This window comes from Arthrobacter sp. C152 (assembly GCF_054890965.1).
The window spans coordinates 237,030-252,822 of the sequence record NZ_JBTZSU010000001.1 but is presented as its reverse complement, the minus strand read 5'-3'; the positions used below and the strand labels follow the sequence as shown (position 1 = coordinate 252,822).

The window sequence follows — 15,793 nt, the reverse complement described above, 5'->3', positions numbered from 1 at the left end:
ATTTCTACAGGGCCGCTGGGTGCGGTCCGCGGTTTTCAGGCCCCGGCTGCGGCATGCGCGGGGGCAGGCCGGCCGGGCGGGGTGGATCAGGGAAGGTGCGTCGAAAGCTGCGTGTCCTAGCCTACCGGCCGGCGCCTGCGCAGCGCTCCCCTGGGCCAGGGCAGGGTGGCCAGGACGATGGCGCCCAAGGTCAGCACCGTGCCAAGGACGGTGGCCGGCGCCACCACGGTGCCGGGCGCGGGCAGCACCAGGTCCAGCCCCAGCGAGCCCAGCAGCTGCCCGGCGATCATGCCCAACCCGGTCACCAGCACGCCCAGGCTGCGCACCAGCAGGGCGCCCAGGCCAATAAAGATGCAGCCCATGGGCCCGCCGAGGTAGTACCACCACTCGGCAGGCAGCGGATTTCCGGGCCCCGCCACTGCCAGCTTCACGGCGAGCGCAACCCAGAGCACGGTGCAGCCGGCCACGAAGTTGACCAGGGTGGCGGCAATGGGCGTGCCGTAGTGGACGGTGGCGGTGCCGTTCATGGCCTGCTGGAAACTCATGAGGAAGCCGGCCGCCACCGGCAACAGAAGGGGAACAAGCAATGCGGCCGGGCCGCCGTCGGACGCCGCGCCGGTGGAAGCTGCACCGTTGAAGCGCGGTGACACGGCCCAGGCGACGGCGGCGATGGTCAGCAGGCAGCCGATGATCCGGATGCCGGTCACCGGTTTCCTTCCGGCCGGCCCGATGCCCAGCCGGTCCACCAGCAGCCCGCTCACGGTCTGCCCGGTGACGGTGGCCACGGTGAAGAGCGCGACGCCCAGGATGCCCACCGTGAAGGACTGGGCGAAGACGAACAGCGCGCCGATGGCACCTGCCAGCACGTAGATCCGGGGGAACGCCCGGCTGCGGACGGCCGGCAGGATACGGGCCAGGCCGGCCCGTCCCCGCGGCAGCAGCAGCGATACGAGGACCATGACCAGCAGTCCTGTGCTGAAGCTCACGGCGGCGGCGGCGATTCCATCCCCGAGCCGGGCACCAAGGGCGCCGTTGATGCGGCCCTGGACGGGGATGGCGAGGCCGGAACCCACCGCCAGGGGTAGGCCTGCCAGGACCGGCAGGCGGGAAGGGGAAGTCATTGGATCCACTGTAGTTCAGGCATTATTGCTCTATGAGCAACCCCATTGACGACGTCCCCATCCGCGACAGCATGATCCGCCTGGGGCAGCTGCTGAAGCTCGCCGGCCTGGTGGAGGACGGCGTGGAGGCGGCGGAGCTCATCAAGAACGGCCTGGTCAAGGTCAACGGGCAGATCGAGGACCGGCGCGGCCGCCAGCTGCATAACGGCGACACTGTAACCGTGAACGGCCAGGGCGTCCGCGTAGTGGCACCCACGGCGGACTAGCCGCGGCGGCCGCCTGCCGCCGTCGTGCTCCCTACTTCTTGAGCACCTCGTGGGTAAGGAACTCGCCCACGTGGCCGATCTCCTGCTGGTTGATGCCGTGCCACATGCCGGTGTAGAGCACCTTGGTGAGCTTGACGTGCTTGCGGACCCAGCCCATGGTGAACTCGATCTTGTCCGGCGTGATGACGGGGTCCTGCTGGTCCCGGCCCCAGAACATGGGGACGGTGCCGTCCAGTTCGCTATCCCGGAACGTGGGGTCGCCCTCGGAGTCCACCACGAAACCTGAGAGCCCGACGACGGCCGCGAAGTCCGTGGGCCGCTGGCGCAGGAGCGTGGTGGCCATGGCCATGCCCATGGAGAACCCGAGCAGGGTGACCGACGGGTGGCCTGCCCGGATGGTGTCGATCCAGTCCAGGACGTACGCGGAGGCCTTCTTCACCTGCTCCAGGGAGTAGTCGATGGACGCTGTCAGCGGGAACCAGGTGAAGCCCGGGCCCATGGCGATGGGGGCCCGCACGGAGGCGACGGCGAAGTCCCCCGGCAGCAGGTCGGCCAGGCTCAGCAGGTCCTGCTCGTTGGCGCCGTAGCCATGCAGGAGCACCAGCAGGGGCCTGCCGTCGCGCTGGTCTTCCGGGTGCGACCACAAAACAACGGGGGCAGGAAATACTTGGGCTTCAGTCATGGTTTCCATTCTTACAGTTACCGGAAAGTAACAACCTACGTTGGCGTAGCCAACGGACCGGAAGGCAGGATAGGACCGTGACTGACGCAAGCACCTTTCCCACCCCTCCTGCCGGTTCCCACCCCTGGACCCGGTATGTGGCGATGGGCGACTCGTTCACCGAAGGCATCGGCGATCCCGAGCCCTCAAGCCCCGGCGGTTTCCGTGGCTGGGCCGACCGTGTGGCGGAGGAGCTGGGCCGGACCCAGCCGGACTTCGCGTACGCGAACCTGGCGGTGCGCGGCAGGCTGCTGCAGCAGATCGTGGACCAGCAACTGGCTCCTGCCCTGGAGCTGAAGCCGGACCTGGTGACACTGTCCGCCGGCGGAAACGACCTGATCCGGCCCGGCGGCGACCCCGACGCCCTGGCCGAGAAACTCGACTCCGTGGTGCAGATCCTGTCCATGGGCGGTGCCACGGTGGTCCTCTTCAACGGCCCGGACACGGGTTCCTCCGTGCTCGGCAGGATCCGCAGCAAGGTGGCCATCTACAACGAGAACCTGCGGACCGTGGCCGCCCGGCATGACGCAGTCATCGCGGACATGTGGTCCCTGCGGCAGCTCAGCGACCCGCAGATGTGGGACCAGGACCGGCTGCATTTCTCCCCGTTGGGCCATCACACGATCGCGGCCATGGTGCTGGATGCCCTGAACGTCGTCCACTCCCTGGAACCGCTCCAGCCCAAGCCGCTGCCGCCACGCACGTGGCGCGAGGCCCGGAGTGGGGACATGGTGTGGGCGCGCGAATACTTCGTGCCGTGGGTGCTGCGCCGCCTGCGCCGCCAGTCCTCCGGCGACGGCATCACGGCGAAACGTCCGACGCCGGGTCCGGTCTTCGGCCCGGGCGTTCCGTTGGGTTCGGGCGAGGGTCCGGTGGGAACCTCGGAGCCCAGCCGCCGGTAGGCCCGTGCGGGGTTAGGCTGGAAGGACACACACGAGAGGCGCCGCACCGTGAGCAGCTTGTTCTTCTGGATCATCATCCTGTCCTTCGTCGTCCCCATGGCCATGCGCATGTACCGGCGCTCCATGGCCCGGCGGGACCGGGACCAGGGCTTCCCCGGCCAGTTCCCCGGGCAGTTCCCCGGGCCGGGCGGATACCAGGGACCGGGACAGTTTCCGGGCTCGAACCAGTACCCGGGGCCGGACCAGTACCCGGGCTTTGGCCAGTTTCCGGGTTCGGCGGGCCCGCAGAGCAAGCAGCCCCGCGACGGCTACACCCAGCAGGACTATTTCTCCGGAGGTTTCCGCGGGCCCGGCCAGCCCCGGCCAATCGAGGCCCCGCAACCGCCGCCGTACCAGTACGGGCAGCCGCCGATGCCGGACCCGCAGTACGGCGTTCCCCAGGAGCCGCCGTTCCAGCAGCAGGCACCGTTCCAGCAGCAGGCACCGGGCCAGCCGTCCGGACCGGCCACTCCCCCGCCGCCGGCCGCGCCGCAGGGCTTCCGGGCCCGGAAGCTCGCGGAACTGGACCAGCAGTACAGCAACGGCGAGTTGTCCATGGAGGAGTACATGAAGCGCCGCGGCGACATCATGAACGGGTAGCCAAGCCGAGGGACAAACAGCCCGGGGACCGGATTCCGGTCCCCGGGCTTTAAACCGGCCGGTTCAATACAGCCGCGGGAAGCTAATCCACCTGCGGGAAGCCCAGGTCGATCACCGAGGTGGACGGGTCCGGCCAGCGCGTGGTGACCACCTTGCCGCGGGTGTAGAACCGGATGCTGTCCGGGCCGTACATGTGGGTGTCGCCGAACAGCGAGTTCTTCCAGCCGCCGAACGAGAAGGTGCCCACCGGGACCGGGATCGGGACGTTGACGCCCACCATGCCGGCCTCGACGTCGAACTCGAATTGCCGGGCCGCCCCGCCGTCACGGGTGAAGATGGCCGTGCCGTTGCCGAATTCGTTGTCGTTGACCAGGCGGACGGCGTCGCTGTACGTGTCCACGCGGACCACGGACAGGACGGGGCCGAAGATCTCGTCGTCGTACACCTTCATGCCGGGCTTGACGTGGTCCACCAGGCTCACGCCGATGAAGAAGCCGTTCGAATCGAACTGCTGCGAGCGCCCGTCAACGACGACGGTGGCCCCTTCGTCCTCTGCCCCCGCGATGTAGGAAGCCACGCGTTCGCGGTGCTCTGCGGTGATCAGCGGGCCCATCTGGGAGGCCGGGTCCGTTCCGGGGCCGATGGTGAGCCCTGCCATTCGGCTGGTGATGGCCTGCACCAGGTCGTCGGCGATGTTGCCCACGGCCACCAGCACGCTGACGGCCATGCAGCGTTCGCCGGCGGAACCGTAGGCCGCGGACACCGCGGCGTCGGCTGCCATGTCCAGGTCGGCGTCGGGAAGGACCACCATGTGGTTCTTCGCCCCGCCCAGGGCCTGCACGCGTTTGCCGTGGTCGGCGGCCCGCCGGTAGATCGATTGGGCGATGGGCGTCGACCCGACGAAGCTCACCGCTTTCACGTCAGGATGCTCCAGCAGGACGTCGACGGCTTCCTTGTCCCCCTGGACCACGTTCAGCACACCGGCGGGCAGCCCCGCCTCGGCGAAGGCTTCGGCGATGAAGACAGCGGCGGACGGGTCCTTCTCGCTGGGCTTCAGCAGCACGGTGTTGCCGCAGGCCAGCGCGCTGCCGATCATCCACAGCGGCACCATGGCCGGGAAGTTGAACGGGGTGATGCAGGCGACGACGCCCACCGGCTGGCGGACAGAGTGGACGTCGATGCCGCTGGAAACCTGTTCAGAACGCTCGCCCTTGAGCATGTGGGACAAGCCAGTGGCGAAGTCGATGTTTTCCAGGCCGCGGGCGATTTCGCCTTCGGCGTCGGACAGGACCTTGCCGTGTTCGCTGGTGAGGATGGCGGCCAGCTCCGGCTTGCGCTGGGTCAGGATTTCGCGGACCCGGAAGAAGATACCGGTCCGTTTGGCCAGGCTTGTGGCGCGCCAGGCGGGCAGCGCGGCGCGGGCGGCGGCGATGGCCTCTTCCGTCCGGGCGGCGGAGGCGAGGGCCACCTGCTTCTCCTGTTCGCCGGTGGCCGGGTTGTGGACGGGGCCGAAGCGGTCGGCGTCGCTGACGCGGGTGCCGTTGATGAAGTGGGGAATGGTTTCCAAAGGGAGTCTCTTTTCCTGCTTTAGCGTCTTGTGGGTTGGCGCGGCTCAGTGCGCGGACGGTGCCTGGCGGGCGGGCTCGAGTGAGCCGTCGGCGAGTTTGATGATCATCGAGCAGTCCTTGCCTGCCTCACCGGCATCGATCAGCTGCTGGAACAGCTGCTGGACGTGCTTTCCGATCTCAAGGGGCGTGCCGGTGTCCTCGGCGGCACTGATGGCCAGCCCGATGTCCTTGTTGGCCAGTTCCGTGGTGAAGGTGGGCGCGAAGTCATTGTTGGACGCCGCGGTGGGGACGACGCCGGGCACCGGATACCAGGTCCGCAGCGCCCATGAGTCGCCCGAGGAGACCGAGGCGATGTTCCAGAAGACCTGCTTGTCCAGGCCCAGCCGGTCCGCGAGCACGGCGCCCTCGGCGGTGGAGGCGAGGTTGATGAAGAGCATCAGGTTGTTGCAGATCTTCGCCGCCTGGCCCGTGGTGGCGCCGCCGGTAGGGATGATGTTGCCGGCCATGGGGCCGATGTAGCCCGCGGCGTCCGCCACGGCTCCCTCTTCACCACCCACCATGAACGTCAGCGTTCCGGCCTCTGCACCGCTCATGCCGCCCGAGACCGGCGCGTCCACGAAGCGGAAGCCGGCGGCAGCAGCGGCGTCGTGCAATGCCTGGGCCGAGGCGATGTCGATCGTGGACGAGTCAATCAGCAGCGTGCGGGTATCGGCATGCGCCAGCACGCCGTCCGCGCCCAGGTAGACCGCCCGGGCGTGTTCGCCCTTGGGCAGCATGGTGAAGACGGCGTCCGCGCCCCGGACAGCTTCAGCAATGCTCGCCGCCGGCTTGACTCCGCCTGCCTCCGCGGCTGCGAGCGCCGCCGGGTTCAGGTCGAACCCGCGGACCTCGTGCCCGGCCTTCACCAGGTTCACGGACATGTGGCCGCCCATGTTGCCCAGCCCAATCCAACCGATCACTGCCATGCGTAAGCTCCTTTGCTTTCCCTTCCCGCCATGCGTCGGCGGTTCTGTGTCCACGATCACACCCTGCTAGAGTGCAATCAAGGCGAAAAATCACAGACGGTATGTGCATTGATGCACATCGAAGGAAGGCCCGGAGTGGACTCGAGACGGCTGCCCAGCCCCGACGACCTGCTGATTTTGCTGACGGTGGCGCGCCTGGGCCGGTTCAACGCGGTGGCGGAAACACTCGGCACCACCCACACCACCATTTCCCGCCGGATCCTCGCCCTGGACCGGCAGCTGGGTGGCCGGACCCTGGAGCGAAGCCCGCACGGCTGGGAACTGACCCAGCTCGGCGCGGCCGCGGTGGAGGCCGCGGAGGCCATCGAGAGCACGCTCGGGACACTGTCCGGCCTGCTCAGCCAGGACCAGGGCGCCCTGGCCGGCCTCGTCCGGGTCGCCACGACCGACGGCGTGGGGGCGGTGTTCGTCACGCCCTCGCTGGTCCGGCTTCAGCAGCGGCACCCGCAGCTGAACATTGAGATGCTGAGCGCAACGCGGAAAGTGAGCCAGAACCGGTCCGGTGTGGACCTGGAGATCGTGGTGGGCCGGGCCGACGTCACCACCGCGCAGACCATCTTCCTCAGCAACTACTACCTGCGCCTGTACGCCGGCCGCGGCTACGCGGCGGCGCATGGCCTGCCGGAAACGCTCGACGACGTCGGGCAGCACGCGTTTGTCTCTTACGTCGAGTCTGCGCTCCAGGTGGCGGAGCTGGGGCACCGCTGGTCAGCCCAGCTGCCCATGCCCAGGAGCAGCTTCCAGGCCACCAGCGTGTTCGCTCAGGTGGAGGCGGTACGGCAGGGCGCCGGCATCGGGCTGCTGCCCAACTTCCTGGTCGCCGGCCAGGCGGACTTCGTGCCCGTCCTGGCCGGCGACTTCGAGCGGCAGCTGCCCATCTGGGCCGTGGCGCGGCCCGAATCCCTCCGGTCCGCCGCCGTGCAGGCGGTCATCACCGCCCTGAAGGAGGAAGTGAAGGACCGCGCCACGCTGCTGGCCGGCTGAATGCTTGCGGCCTGTGAGGCTTAGGCCTGGAAGAGCCTCCGCACCACGTGCCCGGACGCCAGCGCGTCCAGCCCCTCGTTGATCTCCGCGAGCGGCCGGGTATCGGTGTGGAGCAGCTCAACCGGCAGCCTGCCCTCGCGCCAGTAGCCGAGGTACTTCGGGATGTCGCTCATGGGCACCGCGTCGCCCATGTAGGAGCCCAGGAGCCGCTTGCCGGCACCGGCGAACTGCAGTGCCGGCACTGTCAGCGTGGCGGACGGGTGCGGCAGCCCCACCGACACCACGGCCCCGCCCCGGGTCACCTGCTCCAGGCAGGAGGCGATGACGGCCGCCGAACCCACTGCTTCGATGGCGACGTCCACGCCGTCGCCCGCAGCGTCCGCGATCAGCCCGGCTGCGTCATCCGGCGTTCCCACGGCGGTGGCGCCCGCGTCGAGGGCCAGCTGGTGCTTGCCCTGGTTGGGATCGATGGCGATCACGCTGGCGGCACCGGCCAGGCGGGCCGCCATCACCGCAGACAGGCCCACCGCGCCGAGGCCGAAGACAGCCACTGACTGCCCGGCGCCGACGGCGGCCGTGTTCAGCACGGCACCCATTCCGGTGAGCACGGCGCACCCGAACATTGCCGCGACGGTGTCGGGGACGTCGTCGTCAATGACTACCACTGACTCCCGTGCCACCACGGCGTAATCGGCGAAGGCCGAGACGCCCAGGTGGTGGTTGATGCGCTCCCCCGCGGGCGTGCGCAACAGCGCCTCGCCGTGCAGCAGGTCGCCGGAACCGTTGACCTCCGCGGCGCGGTGGCACAGCGCGGGCCGGCCGGCCCGGCACGCCCGGCAGTCGCCGCAGCTGGGCACGAAGACCAGCACCACATGGTCCCCCACCGCAACGTCGCCCACCCCCTCGCCGACCTCGACGACGCGGCCCACCGCCTCGTGGCCGAGCGCCATGGGAAGCGGCCGGACCCGGGAACCGTCCACCACCGACAGGTCCGAATGGCACAGGCTCGAGTAGGTGATGGCAACGCCGAGCTCGCCGGCGCGGGGTGTGGGCTGTTCCAGTTCCTGGACCACCAAAGGCCCGGCAGCTGCATAACTGGGTTTCGCCGTTCCCGCGCCAGGTGCTGCGGGAACGGTGGCGTACAGGACGGCGGCTTTCATGCAGTCCCTTTTACTTCTTGCTCGCGGCCAGCAGGTCGGCGGTACCCTTGGCGTCGGCGGCGTCCACGTCGTGGAGCGAGATGCCGCGGGTTTCCTTCAGGAAGAAGACCGCGACGGCGGTGACGGCGCAGGCGAGGAGCAGGTAGACCGCCACCGGCAGGGAGGACTTGTAGGTGCCCAGGAGTGAGGCGGCGATGATCGGCGCCAGGGAACCGGCCACGATCGAGGTCACCTGGTAGCCCAGGGAGACGCCGGAGTAGCGCATCCGGGTGGGGAACATTTCCGCCATGATGGCGGGCTGGCCGGCGTACATGAAGGCGTGGAACACCAGGCCGATCATGATGGCGGCCAGAATGACGAAATCGTTCTTGGTGTCCATCATGGGGAACGCGAAGAAACCCCAGGTGGCGGCCATGATGGCGCCGGCCAGGTAGACGGGTTTGCGGCCCAGGCGGTCGGATAGCTTGCCGACCATCGGCACCACGGCGAAATGCAGCGCGTGGGCAAGGAGCAGCAGCAGGAGGATGCGGGTGGTGTCGGCCTGGACGACGGTCTTCAGGTACGTGATGGAGAACGTCACCACAAGGTAGTAGAGGATGTTCTCGGCAAAGCGCAGGCCCATGGCGGTGAAGACGCCGCGGGGGTAGCGCCGGAAAACCTCGGCCACGCCGTAACCCTTGTGTCCGGTTTCGACCTCCTTGCGGGCCTCCAGGAAGATGGGCGCGTCGTTGACCTTGGTGCGGATGTAGTACCCGATCAGGACGATCACCGCGGAGAGCCAGAACGCCACGCGCCAGCCCCACCCGAGGAACGCGTCCTGGGTCAGCGTGGAGGACAGGATGAAGAGGACGGCCGTGGCCAGCAGGTTGCCCAGCGGCACGGCAGACTGCGGCCAACTGGCCCAGAACCCGCGGGACTTGCTGGGGCTGTGCTCAGCTACCAGGAGGACGGCGCCGCCCCACTCTCCGCCGACGGCAAATCCCTGGGCAAACCGGAGGAAGACCAGGAGCGCGGGTGCCCAGTAACCGATCTGCTGGAAGGTTGGCAGGCAGCCCATGAGGAAGGTGGAAACACCCACCAGGATGATGCTCAGCTGCAGCAACTGCTTGCGGCCGAACTTGTCGCCGAAATGGCCAAAGACGATGCCGCCGATGGGGCGGGCCACGAAGCCTACGGCGTAGGTGAGGAAGGCGGCAATGATGCCGTCCAGTTCCGTGCCGGCGTTGGGGAAGAAGGCCTTCCCGAAGACCAGGGTGGCGGCCGATGCGTAGAGGAAGAATTCGTACCATTCCACCACGGTTCCGGCCATGGAGGCCGTCACCACCTTTTTCAGGCCTGAGGCCTTGACGTCGGTTTCCTCTGTGCGCCTTGCGGCGGAGCTTTCCGTACTCATGCGAACTCCTTCGGCGTCGTCGTCGACGCCACGGGGACCAGTCGAAGGCAGCCGGGTGTGATGCACACCACGAATGCCGGATTTGTCGAGTATGGTCTGCCCGCGGCGCAACCTCAACGCCAAATAGTGCAGAAGGCATCTGCATAAATGCACATGGGGCGGGGATCCCGCGGCCAGGTCAGACCAGGAAAGTGCTCCGCAGCTGGTGCCCGAGTTGCCCGATCTCGGTCAGGAACCCGTCATGGCCGATCGGGGCCTGGATGACATGGACGTCCACCTCGCCCGGCAGCGCCTGGGCCAGTTCCCGTGACTGGGACGGGAAGTAGAGCCGGTCCGAATCGACGGCCGCGATGAAGAACCGCGCGGTGGAGCCGGCGAGCGTCTCGGCCAAGGGCCCGCGTCCCCGGCAGACGTCGTGGCTCATCAGCGCCTCGGTGAGTGCGATGTAGCTGTTGGCGTCGAAGCGCCGGACAAGCTTGTTGCCCTGGTGGTCCAGGTAGCTTTCCACCTGGTAGCGGCCCCGCGCGGCCAGCACTTCGCCCTGCAACGGCGACTCGGGCGCCTGGGCTTCCCGGCCGAACCGGCCTTCGAGTTCCGCCGCCGACCGGTAGGTGATGTGGGCGATCCGCCTGGCCAGGGCGAGGCCGTCCTCCGGGGCCGGGCCGCCGTAGTAGTCGCCGCCGTTGAAGTTGGGGTCCTGCCGGATGGCGAGGGTCTGCGCCTGGGCGAATGCGATCTGCTCGGCCGTGCTGGCCGCGCCAACGGAAATGACTGCGCACCGCTGCACCCGTTCGGGGTAGCTGACCGCCCATTCCAGGGCGCGGGCGCCGCCCATGGAGCCACCGAGGACGGCATACCAGCTGCCGATCCCCAGGTGGTCCGCCAGCCTGGTTTCGGCAACGGTGCTGTCCCGCAGGGTCACCAGCGGGAAGCGTGAGCCCCAGGGACGCCCGTCGGGTGCAGTTGAGGAGGGACCGGTTGAGCCGTAGCAACCGCCCACGATGTTGATGGAGACCACGAAGAACTTGTCGGTGTCCACGGGGGCGCCCGGCCCGGCGAGCTGCTCCCACCAGCCTTCTTCGTCGGTGTCGCCCCGGGTCACGTGGGTGCTGCCGGTCAGGGCGTGCTCGATCAGGACCGCGTTGCTGCCGTCAGCGTTCAGCGTGCCCCAGGTTTCGTAGGCCAGAGTGACGTCCGGCAGGTAGCCGCCGGCCTCCAGCTCCAGGCCCCCGATGGAGGCGTAGCGGACAATTCCGTGTTCGGGGATGGTGGTACGGGCGACGGTAACCGTCATGGCAAGACCTCTTCTACGCGCTTGCCCGCCGTCGTCTGACCGGCAGGCCAGGTCTTCACCCGGGGCACCCCACCGCGGAAGGAGGGTTGCCGGCCAGCAAGCCGGGGCTGTCACTGGCACTCATGACCTGGTTCGAGTGTACGAAATACCCCCCGCTCCGGGCCAAGAGTGTGACTGGTTGTGACCTTCCCGGCTTGCCTGCCGGTTGTTCGCTAGGCGCCGGCCGCACCCTTGGCCGCCCGGAAGCCAGCCTCCAGGTCGGCAATGATGTCGTCGATGTGCTCCAGGCCCACGGAGAGGCGGACCAGCCCGGGAGTCACGCCGGCAACGGCCTGCTGCTCCGGGGAGAGCTGGCTGTGGGTGGTCGACGCCGGGTGAATCACCAGCGAGCGTACGTCACCGATGTTGGCCACATGGGAGTGCAGTTCCAGGGCGTCCACGAAGCGTTTCCCGGCGTCGGCGCCGCCGGCGAGGTTGAAGGCAACGACGGCGCCGGTCCCCTTGGGACCGTACGCGCGGCCACGCTCGTACCAGGGGCTGGAGGGAAGCCCCGCGTAGGCGACGGATTCGACGTCGTCCCTTCCTTCCAGCCAGCGCGCCACCTCGGTGGCGTTGGCAACGTGGCGCTCCACTCGCAGGCTCAGCGTCTCCAGGCCCTGGGAAATCAGGAAGGCGTTGAAGGGCGACACCGCCGAACCCAGGTCGCGCAGCAGCTGGACCCGGGCCTTGAGAATGTAGGAAAGGTTCGCCCCGAGGGCGCCGCCGGCACCGAGGTCGCGGGCGTAGACCAGCCCGTTGTAGGTGGGGTCCGGGGTGTTGAAGCCGGGGAACCTCTCCGGGTCCTTGCCGAAGTCGAACCTGCCGGAGTCGACGATGACGCCTGCGATCGCAGAACCGTGGCCGCCGAGGTATTTCGTGGCTGAGTGGATCACGATGTCCGCTCCCCACTCCAAAGGACGGATCAGGTAGGGGGTGGACAGGGTGTTGTCCACGATCAGGGGGACCCCCGCCTGGTGCGCCACCCCGGAAACACCCTCGATGTCCAGGACATCCTGGCGGGGGTTGGAGACCACCTCACCGAAGAAGAGCTTGGTGTTCGGCTGCACGGCCTCGCGCCACTGGTCCAGGTTGTCCGGGTCCGCCACGAAGGTCACGGAGATGCCGAACTTCTTCAGGGTGTGGGCAAACAGGTTGTAGGTGCCGCCGTAGAGACTGGGGCTGGCCACGATGTGGTCGCCGGCCTCCGCGATGTTCAGGACGGCGAAGGTTTCGGCCGCCTGCCCGGAACTCAGCAGGAGGGCTGCGAGGCCGCCTTCGAGGCTGGCGATGCGCTGCTCCACGGCGTCCTGGGTGGGGTTGCCGATCCGCGTGTAGATGGGTGCCAGTTCCGCCAGGGCGAACCGGTTGGCGGCGCTTTCTGCCGTGGGGAAGACGAAGGACGTTGTCTGGTAGATCGGAAGCGCGCGGGCGCCCGTGGCGCTGTCGGCTTCCTGGCCGGCGTGGATCTGGCGGGTTTCGAAGGACCATCCGTTGGACATTCAAGGCTCCTTAAACATGGGCCCGGCATGCTGGGAGCACCTCGGGCCGCGCTTGCCGTCCGGCCGTTGCCGGACAGCCAGGTCCTCACCCGGGGCACCCCACCGCGGATGGAGGGTTGCCGGCCAGCGAGCCGGGGCTTGGTGCTGGCGCTCATGACCTGGGCCCAGTGTAGGAACAGCGTGGTGGCCGGGAACAGCATTGTGACCGGTTATGACTTTTGTGGCCGGGCGTTCAGGGTTTGCGTAGTCCCGGCGCGCAGTTGGCCAAAGTTCCACAGGGAACCCGCAGGATTGCCCGAGGTTCGGCTTTCGGCCCTGCCCTCTCCGCTACATTCGATCCGGGAAAGCTCCACAAAACAGTTCTCCAAAACACAGAAGGATCGGAATTCCGTTGCCCCAGTCGTTGCGCCAGGCTCTTCGCGCCGTCCTGCCATCTTTCACTGTTGGCCTTGCCGTCCTGGCGGCCGGGTTCGTGGCCGCTCCCCCGGCATCGGCCGCACCCGCCACCCCCGGCGCAAGCGAATCCGGGCGTTACCTCGTCCGGTTTGCGCCCGGAGCGGATGTTGCAGCCGAGGCGAGGAACCTTCGCGCCCAGGGAATCGGCGTCGCCCGCACCTTCGAAGCGGCCCTGCAGGGCGCAGCCATCGAGGCGACCCCGGCACAGGCCGCCGCCCTGACCCGCTCCGGACGTGCCGTGGCCGTGGAACCTGACTACGTCGTCGCGGTTTCCGACACGGAGCGGAACGCGCCCTGGGGCCTGGACCGGACCGACCAGCTGTCCCTTCCACTGTCCGGAACCTACACGCCTCCCGCCTCCGGGCAGGGCGTCAGCGTCTACGTGGTGGACACCGGCATCCTGGCATCGCACACCGACTTCGGCGGCCGGGTGGCAGCGGGGTGGACCGCCAAGAATGACGGGCTGGGGACCAGCGACTGCAACGGCCACGGGACCCATGTTGCCGGAACCATCGGCGGCTCTGTCTACGGCATGGCAAAGTCCGCCACCCTCATTCCCGTACGGGCACTGGCCTGCGACGGTACCGGCCTCTACTCGGACGTGATTGCGGGCCTGGACTGGGTGGCGGCCAACCACCGCGACGGAACACCGGCTGTGGTGAACCTCAGCATCGGCGGCCCGGCCAGCAATACGCTCGACGCTGCGGTGCAGTCGGTGATCGGTGACGGCATCCCCGCGATTATCGCCGCCGGCAACAGCGCCGTCGATGCGTGCACCACCTCCCCGTCCCGCGTCCCCGCGGCCGTCACTGTCGCTGCGAGCGATTCCTCGGACCGGCAGGCAAGCTTCTCCAACTTCGGCAGTTGCGTGGATCTGTACGCACCGGGCGTGGGCATCACCTCCACCTGGTACACCTCGTCAACGGCTACTGCGTCACTGAGCGGGACGTCCATGGCCACCCCGCACGTGGCAGGCGCGGCGGCGCTGCTGCTGTCCCAGAACCCGTCGCTGACCCCGTCACAGGTTGCTGCGGCACTGAATTCCTCGTCCGTCACAGGAACGATCTCCAATGCCAGTTCCGGAACACCGAACCGTCTGCTGCACGTGGTGCCGCCGGCGGCAAACAAGGGCACCTACCCGGTGCAGGGTCCCATCGGGGATAAGTACGCCGAAGTGTCCGGCATCGTTGGGCTTCCCATCGCCAACGAGGTAACGAACCAGCGGTTTGGGGGCTCCTACCAGGAGTTCGAGCACGGAATCATCACCTACCTGCCCGGCACGGGTGCGTTCGCCGTCGTCAACGGCATCAACACCACCTGGAAGGGCAGCGGCGCGCAGGACGGCGACCTGGGCTACCCCACCTCGGACGAATACTCACCCATGCCCGGCGGCGTGATGCAAAACTTCCAGTTCGGCAAGATCTCGTGGAACGCCGCCACCGGATCCCGCATCACCAAGGGCGGCATCGGCGCCACCTGGGACAACGCAGGCGGCCCCCTCAGCGGCCTCGGCTACCCCACCACCGATGAATATGCCCCGATACCCGGCGGCGTCATGCAGGGCTTCCAATACGGCAAGATCTCCTGGAACGCCGCCACCGGCTCACACATCACCAAGGGCGGCATCGGCGCCACCTGGGACAACGCAGGCGGCCCGGCCAGCGGCCTCGGCTACCCCACTACCGACGAAATAGGCGGTCTCGTGGGAGGCGGTGCGAAGCAGTACTTCCAGGGCGGCGAAGTGGTGTGGTCCCCCGCTTCGGGTGCGCGCATCGTCACCGGTGGCATCAGGTCCGCCTGGGTCGGCCAGGGCTCGGAGGGTGGCCGCCTCGGCTATCCGACCACGGGGGAATACGCCGCCGGTGGCGGGGGGTATGCACAAGACTTCCAGGGCGGACGGATCACCTGGCGTTCGGGAAGCGTGTCGATCGCGTACGCCTGACGTGGAACAAAAGGTTGCCTCGGCTCCGGAAAATGCGGCGATGCCAAGGGACGTGAATCCAGTAAGGGTACCCTTAGCTGAGAGCCCGATCACAAAGTGCCAAGATGTTGGCATGCGCATGGATCACGTCTCTTACGCCTGTGAACACGATGGCCTCGCGGCCACTACCGAACGTATTTCATCTGCCCTCGGCGTTGAGGCAGTGAAGGGCGGGGTCCACCCCCGGTTCGGAACCCGGAATATGATCATCCCGCTCGCCGGGCACAAATACCTTGAAGTTGTGGAGGTCCTGGACCACCCCGCCTCGGACAAGGCCCCGTTCGGACAGGCAGTGCGTGCCCGTTCGGCAGCCGGCGGCGGCTGGATGGGCTGGTGCGTCGAAGTTGACGACCTCGCCCCGTTCGAGGAGCGCCTGGGCCGGGCCGCGGTCAACGGCAACCGCAAGTTCCCGGACGGCCGCGAACTGGTGTGGAAGCAAATCGGCATCCTGGGCCTGATCGCCGATCCGCAGGTTCCCTACATGCTCAAGTGGGAGGGCGACCCGTCCCTGCACCCGTCCAACGCCTACCAGAGCAATGTCAAGATGAGCTCCCTGACCATCGCCGGTTCCGCGGAACGCGTTACCGAATGGCTGGGCGAGCCCGTCGAGCGGCCGCTCGAAGACGTGGCAGTGGACTGGGTTGCTCCGCACGGCACTCCCGGGATCATGTCCGTGACATTCGAAACCGCTAACGGGGCAGTCACCATCTGACCCTCCAGCCAGCCCCTCTCCGCTTCTCAGGGT

Annotated in this window: 14 protein-coding genes and 2 riboswitches; of the genes, 6 read left to right on the top strand and 8 right to left on the bottom strand. The window is 68.0% G+C overall.

Going from position 1 to position 15,793, the window contains the following annotated elements:
- Window positions 1–116: 116 nt before the first annotated feature.
- Window positions 117–1,121 carry a DMT family transporter gene (locus tag ACYSM9_RS01025; RefSeq protein WP_461855119.1) on the bottom strand — a complete coding sequence of 335 codons (1,005 nt, stop codon included), beginning with the start codon at window positions 1,119–1,121 and terminating at the stop codon, window positions 117–119.
- 32 nt (window positions 1,122–1,153) lie between these two features.
- Here ACYSM9_RS01025 and ACYSM9_RS01020 point away from each other — a divergent pair, with 32 nt between their 5' ends.
- Window positions 1,154–1,387: an RNA-binding S4 domain-containing protein gene (locus ACYSM9_RS01020; protein WP_461855118.1), complete on the top strand. Its 234-nt coding sequence runs from the start codon at window positions 1,154–1,156 to the stop codon at window positions 1,385–1,387.
- A gap of 31 nt (window positions 1,388–1,418) precedes the next feature.
- Here ACYSM9_RS01020 and ACYSM9_RS01015 read toward each other — a convergent pair whose 3' ends face one another.
- Window positions 1,419–2,069 carry an alpha/beta hydrolase gene (locus ACYSM9_RS01015; protein WP_461855117.1) on the bottom strand — a complete coding sequence of 217 codons (651 nt, stop codon included), beginning with the start codon at window positions 2,067–2,069 and terminating at the stop codon, window positions 1,419–1,421.
- Between the two features lie 77 nt (window positions 2,070–2,146).
- Between ACYSM9_RS01015 and ACYSM9_RS01010 the strand changes: the two genes are divergently transcribed.
- Together ACYSM9_RS01010 and ACYSM9_RS01005 are read left to right on the top strand one after the other, a co-directional pair.
- Window positions 2,147–3,010, top strand: coding sequence for an SGNH/GDSL hydrolase family protein (locus tag ACYSM9_RS01010; RefSeq protein ID WP_461855116.1), 864 nt, complete (start codon window positions 2,147–2,149; stop codon window positions 3,008–3,010).
- Window positions 3,011–3,058: 48 nt separating this feature from the next.
- On the top strand, window positions 3,059–3,649 hold the full coding sequence (locus ACYSM9_RS01005) for a hypothetical protein (RefSeq protein ID WP_461855115.1): 591 nt from the start codon (window positions 3,059–3,061) through the stop codon (window positions 3,647–3,649).
- Window positions 3,650–3,731: 82 nt separating this feature from the next.
- Here ACYSM9_RS01005 and ACYSM9_RS01000 read toward each other — a convergent pair whose 3' ends face one another.
- Together ACYSM9_RS01000 and mmsB are read right to left on the bottom strand one after the other, a co-directional pair.
- Entirely contained in the window at window positions 3,732–5,216 is a 1,485-nt protein-coding gene (locus ACYSM9_RS01000) for a CoA-acylating methylmalonate-semialdehyde dehydrogenase (RefSeq protein ID WP_461855114.1), read from the bottom strand.
- Between the two features lie 45 nt (window positions 5,217–5,261).
- Window positions 5,262–6,182 carry a 3-hydroxyisobutyrate dehydrogenase gene (mmsB, locus tag ACYSM9_RS00995; protein ID WP_461855113.1) on the bottom strand — a complete coding sequence of 307 codons (921 nt, stop codon included), beginning with the start codon at window positions 6,180–6,182 and terminating at the stop codon, window positions 5,262–5,264.
- A gap of 111 nt (window positions 6,183–6,293) precedes the next feature.
- Here mmsB and ACYSM9_RS00990 point away from each other — a divergent pair, with 111 nt between their 5' ends.
- Window positions 6,294–7,226, top strand: a complete 933-nt coding sequence (locus ACYSM9_RS00990; RefSeq protein WP_461855112.1) for a LysR family transcriptional regulator — start codon at window positions 6,294–6,296, stop codon at window positions 7,224–7,226.
- A gap of 20 nt (window positions 7,227–7,246) precedes the next feature.
- Here the strand turns inward: ACYSM9_RS00990 and ACYSM9_RS00985 are convergent, their stop codons facing one another.
- The 4 genes from ACYSM9_RS00985 to ACYSM9_RS00970 form a co-directional block, all read right to left on the bottom strand.
- Window positions 7,247–8,386 carry a zinc-binding dehydrogenase gene (locus tag ACYSM9_RS00985; RefSeq protein ID WP_461855111.1) on the bottom strand — a complete coding sequence of 380 codons (1,140 nt, stop codon included), beginning with the start codon at window positions 8,384–8,386 and terminating at the stop codon, window positions 7,247–7,249.
- Between the two features lie 10 nt (window positions 8,387–8,396).
- On the bottom strand, window positions 8,397–9,779 hold the full coding sequence (locus tag ACYSM9_RS00980; protein ID WP_461855110.1) for an MFS transporter: 1,383 nt from the start codon (window positions 9,777–9,779) through the stop codon (window positions 8,397–8,399).
- A gap of 178 nt (window positions 9,780–9,957) precedes the next feature.
- Window positions 9,958–11,073, bottom strand: a complete 1,116-nt coding sequence (gene metX, locus ACYSM9_RS00975; RefSeq protein ID WP_461855109.1) for a homoserine O-acetyltransferase MetX — start codon at window positions 11,071–11,073, stop codon at window positions 9,958–9,960.
- A 12-nt stretch (window positions 11,074–11,085) separates the two neighbouring features.
- Window positions 11,086–11,201: riboswitch (SAM riboswitch) on the bottom strand.
- Between the two features lie 84 nt (window positions 11,202–11,285).
- Entirely contained in the window at window positions 11,286–12,611 is a 1,326-nt protein-coding gene (locus tag ACYSM9_RS00970; protein ID WP_461855108.1) for a bifunctional o-acetylhomoserine/o-acetylserine sulfhydrylase, read from the bottom strand.
- 43 nt (window positions 12,612–12,654) lie between these two features.
- A riboswitch (SAM riboswitch) is annotated at window positions 12,655–12,770 on the bottom strand.
- 232 nt (window positions 12,771–13,002) lie between these two features.
- Between ACYSM9_RS00970 and ACYSM9_RS00965 the strand changes: the two genes are divergently transcribed.
- Together ACYSM9_RS00965 and ACYSM9_RS00960 are read left to right on the top strand one after the other, a co-directional pair.
- Window positions 13,003–15,009: a S8 family serine peptidase gene (locus tag ACYSM9_RS00965; protein ID WP_461855107.1), complete on the top strand. Its 2,007-nt coding sequence runs from the start codon at window positions 13,003–13,005 to the stop codon at window positions 15,007–15,009.
- A 112-nt stretch (window positions 15,010–15,121) separates the two neighbouring features.
- The gene (locus ACYSM9_RS00960) at window positions 15,122–15,760 is read left to right on the top strand and encodes a VOC family protein (protein WP_461855106.1); all 639 of its coding nucleotides are present in this window, start codon (window positions 15,122–15,124) and stop codon (window positions 15,758–15,760) included.
- The last annotated feature ends 33 nt before the right edge of the window (window positions 15,761–15,793 follow it).

What these genes read in the sequence shown, in the direction of transcription:
- ACYSM9_RS00970 (WP_461855108.1), bottom strand. Translation starts at nt 12,611, where the DNA reads ATGTCCAACGGATGGTCCTTCGAAACCCGCCAGATCCACGCCGGCCAG.
- ACYSM9_RS00960 (WP_461855106.1), top strand. Translation starts at nt 15,122, where the DNA reads ATGCGCATGGATCACGTCTCTTACGCCTGTGAACACGATGGCCTCGCG.
- mmsB (WP_461855113.1), bottom strand. Translation starts at nt 6,182, where the DNA reads ATGGCAGTGATCGGTTGGATTGGGCTGGGCAACATGGGCGGCCACATG.
- metX (WP_461855109.1), bottom strand. Translation starts at nt 11,073, where the DNA reads ATGACGGTTACCGTCGCCCGTACCACCATCCCCGAACACGGAATTGTC.
- ACYSM9_RS01020 (WP_461855118.1), top strand. Translation starts at nt 1,154, where the DNA reads ATGAGCAACCCCATTGACGACGTCCCCATCCGCGACAGCATGATCCGC.
- ACYSM9_RS01025 (WP_461855119.1), bottom strand. Translation starts at nt 1,121, where the DNA reads ATGACTTCCCCTTCCCGCCTGCCGGTCCTGGCAGGCCTACCCCTGGCG.
- ACYSM9_RS00990 (WP_461855112.1), top strand. Translation starts at nt 6,294, where the DNA reads ATGCACATCGAAGGAAGGCCCGGAGTGGACTCGAGACGGCTGCCCAGC.
- ACYSM9_RS01015 (WP_461855117.1), bottom strand. Translation starts at nt 2,069, where the DNA reads ATGACTGAAGCCCAAGTATTTCCTGCCCCCGTTGTTTTGTGGTCGCAC.
- ACYSM9_RS00980 (WP_461855110.1), bottom strand. Translation starts at nt 9,779, where the DNA reads ATGAGTACGGAAAGCTCCGCCGCAAGGCGCACAGAGGAAACCGACGTC.
- ACYSM9_RS00985 (WP_461855111.1), bottom strand. Translation starts at nt 8,386, where the DNA reads ATGAAAGCCGCCGTCCTGTACGCCACCGTTCCCGCAGCACCTGGCGCG.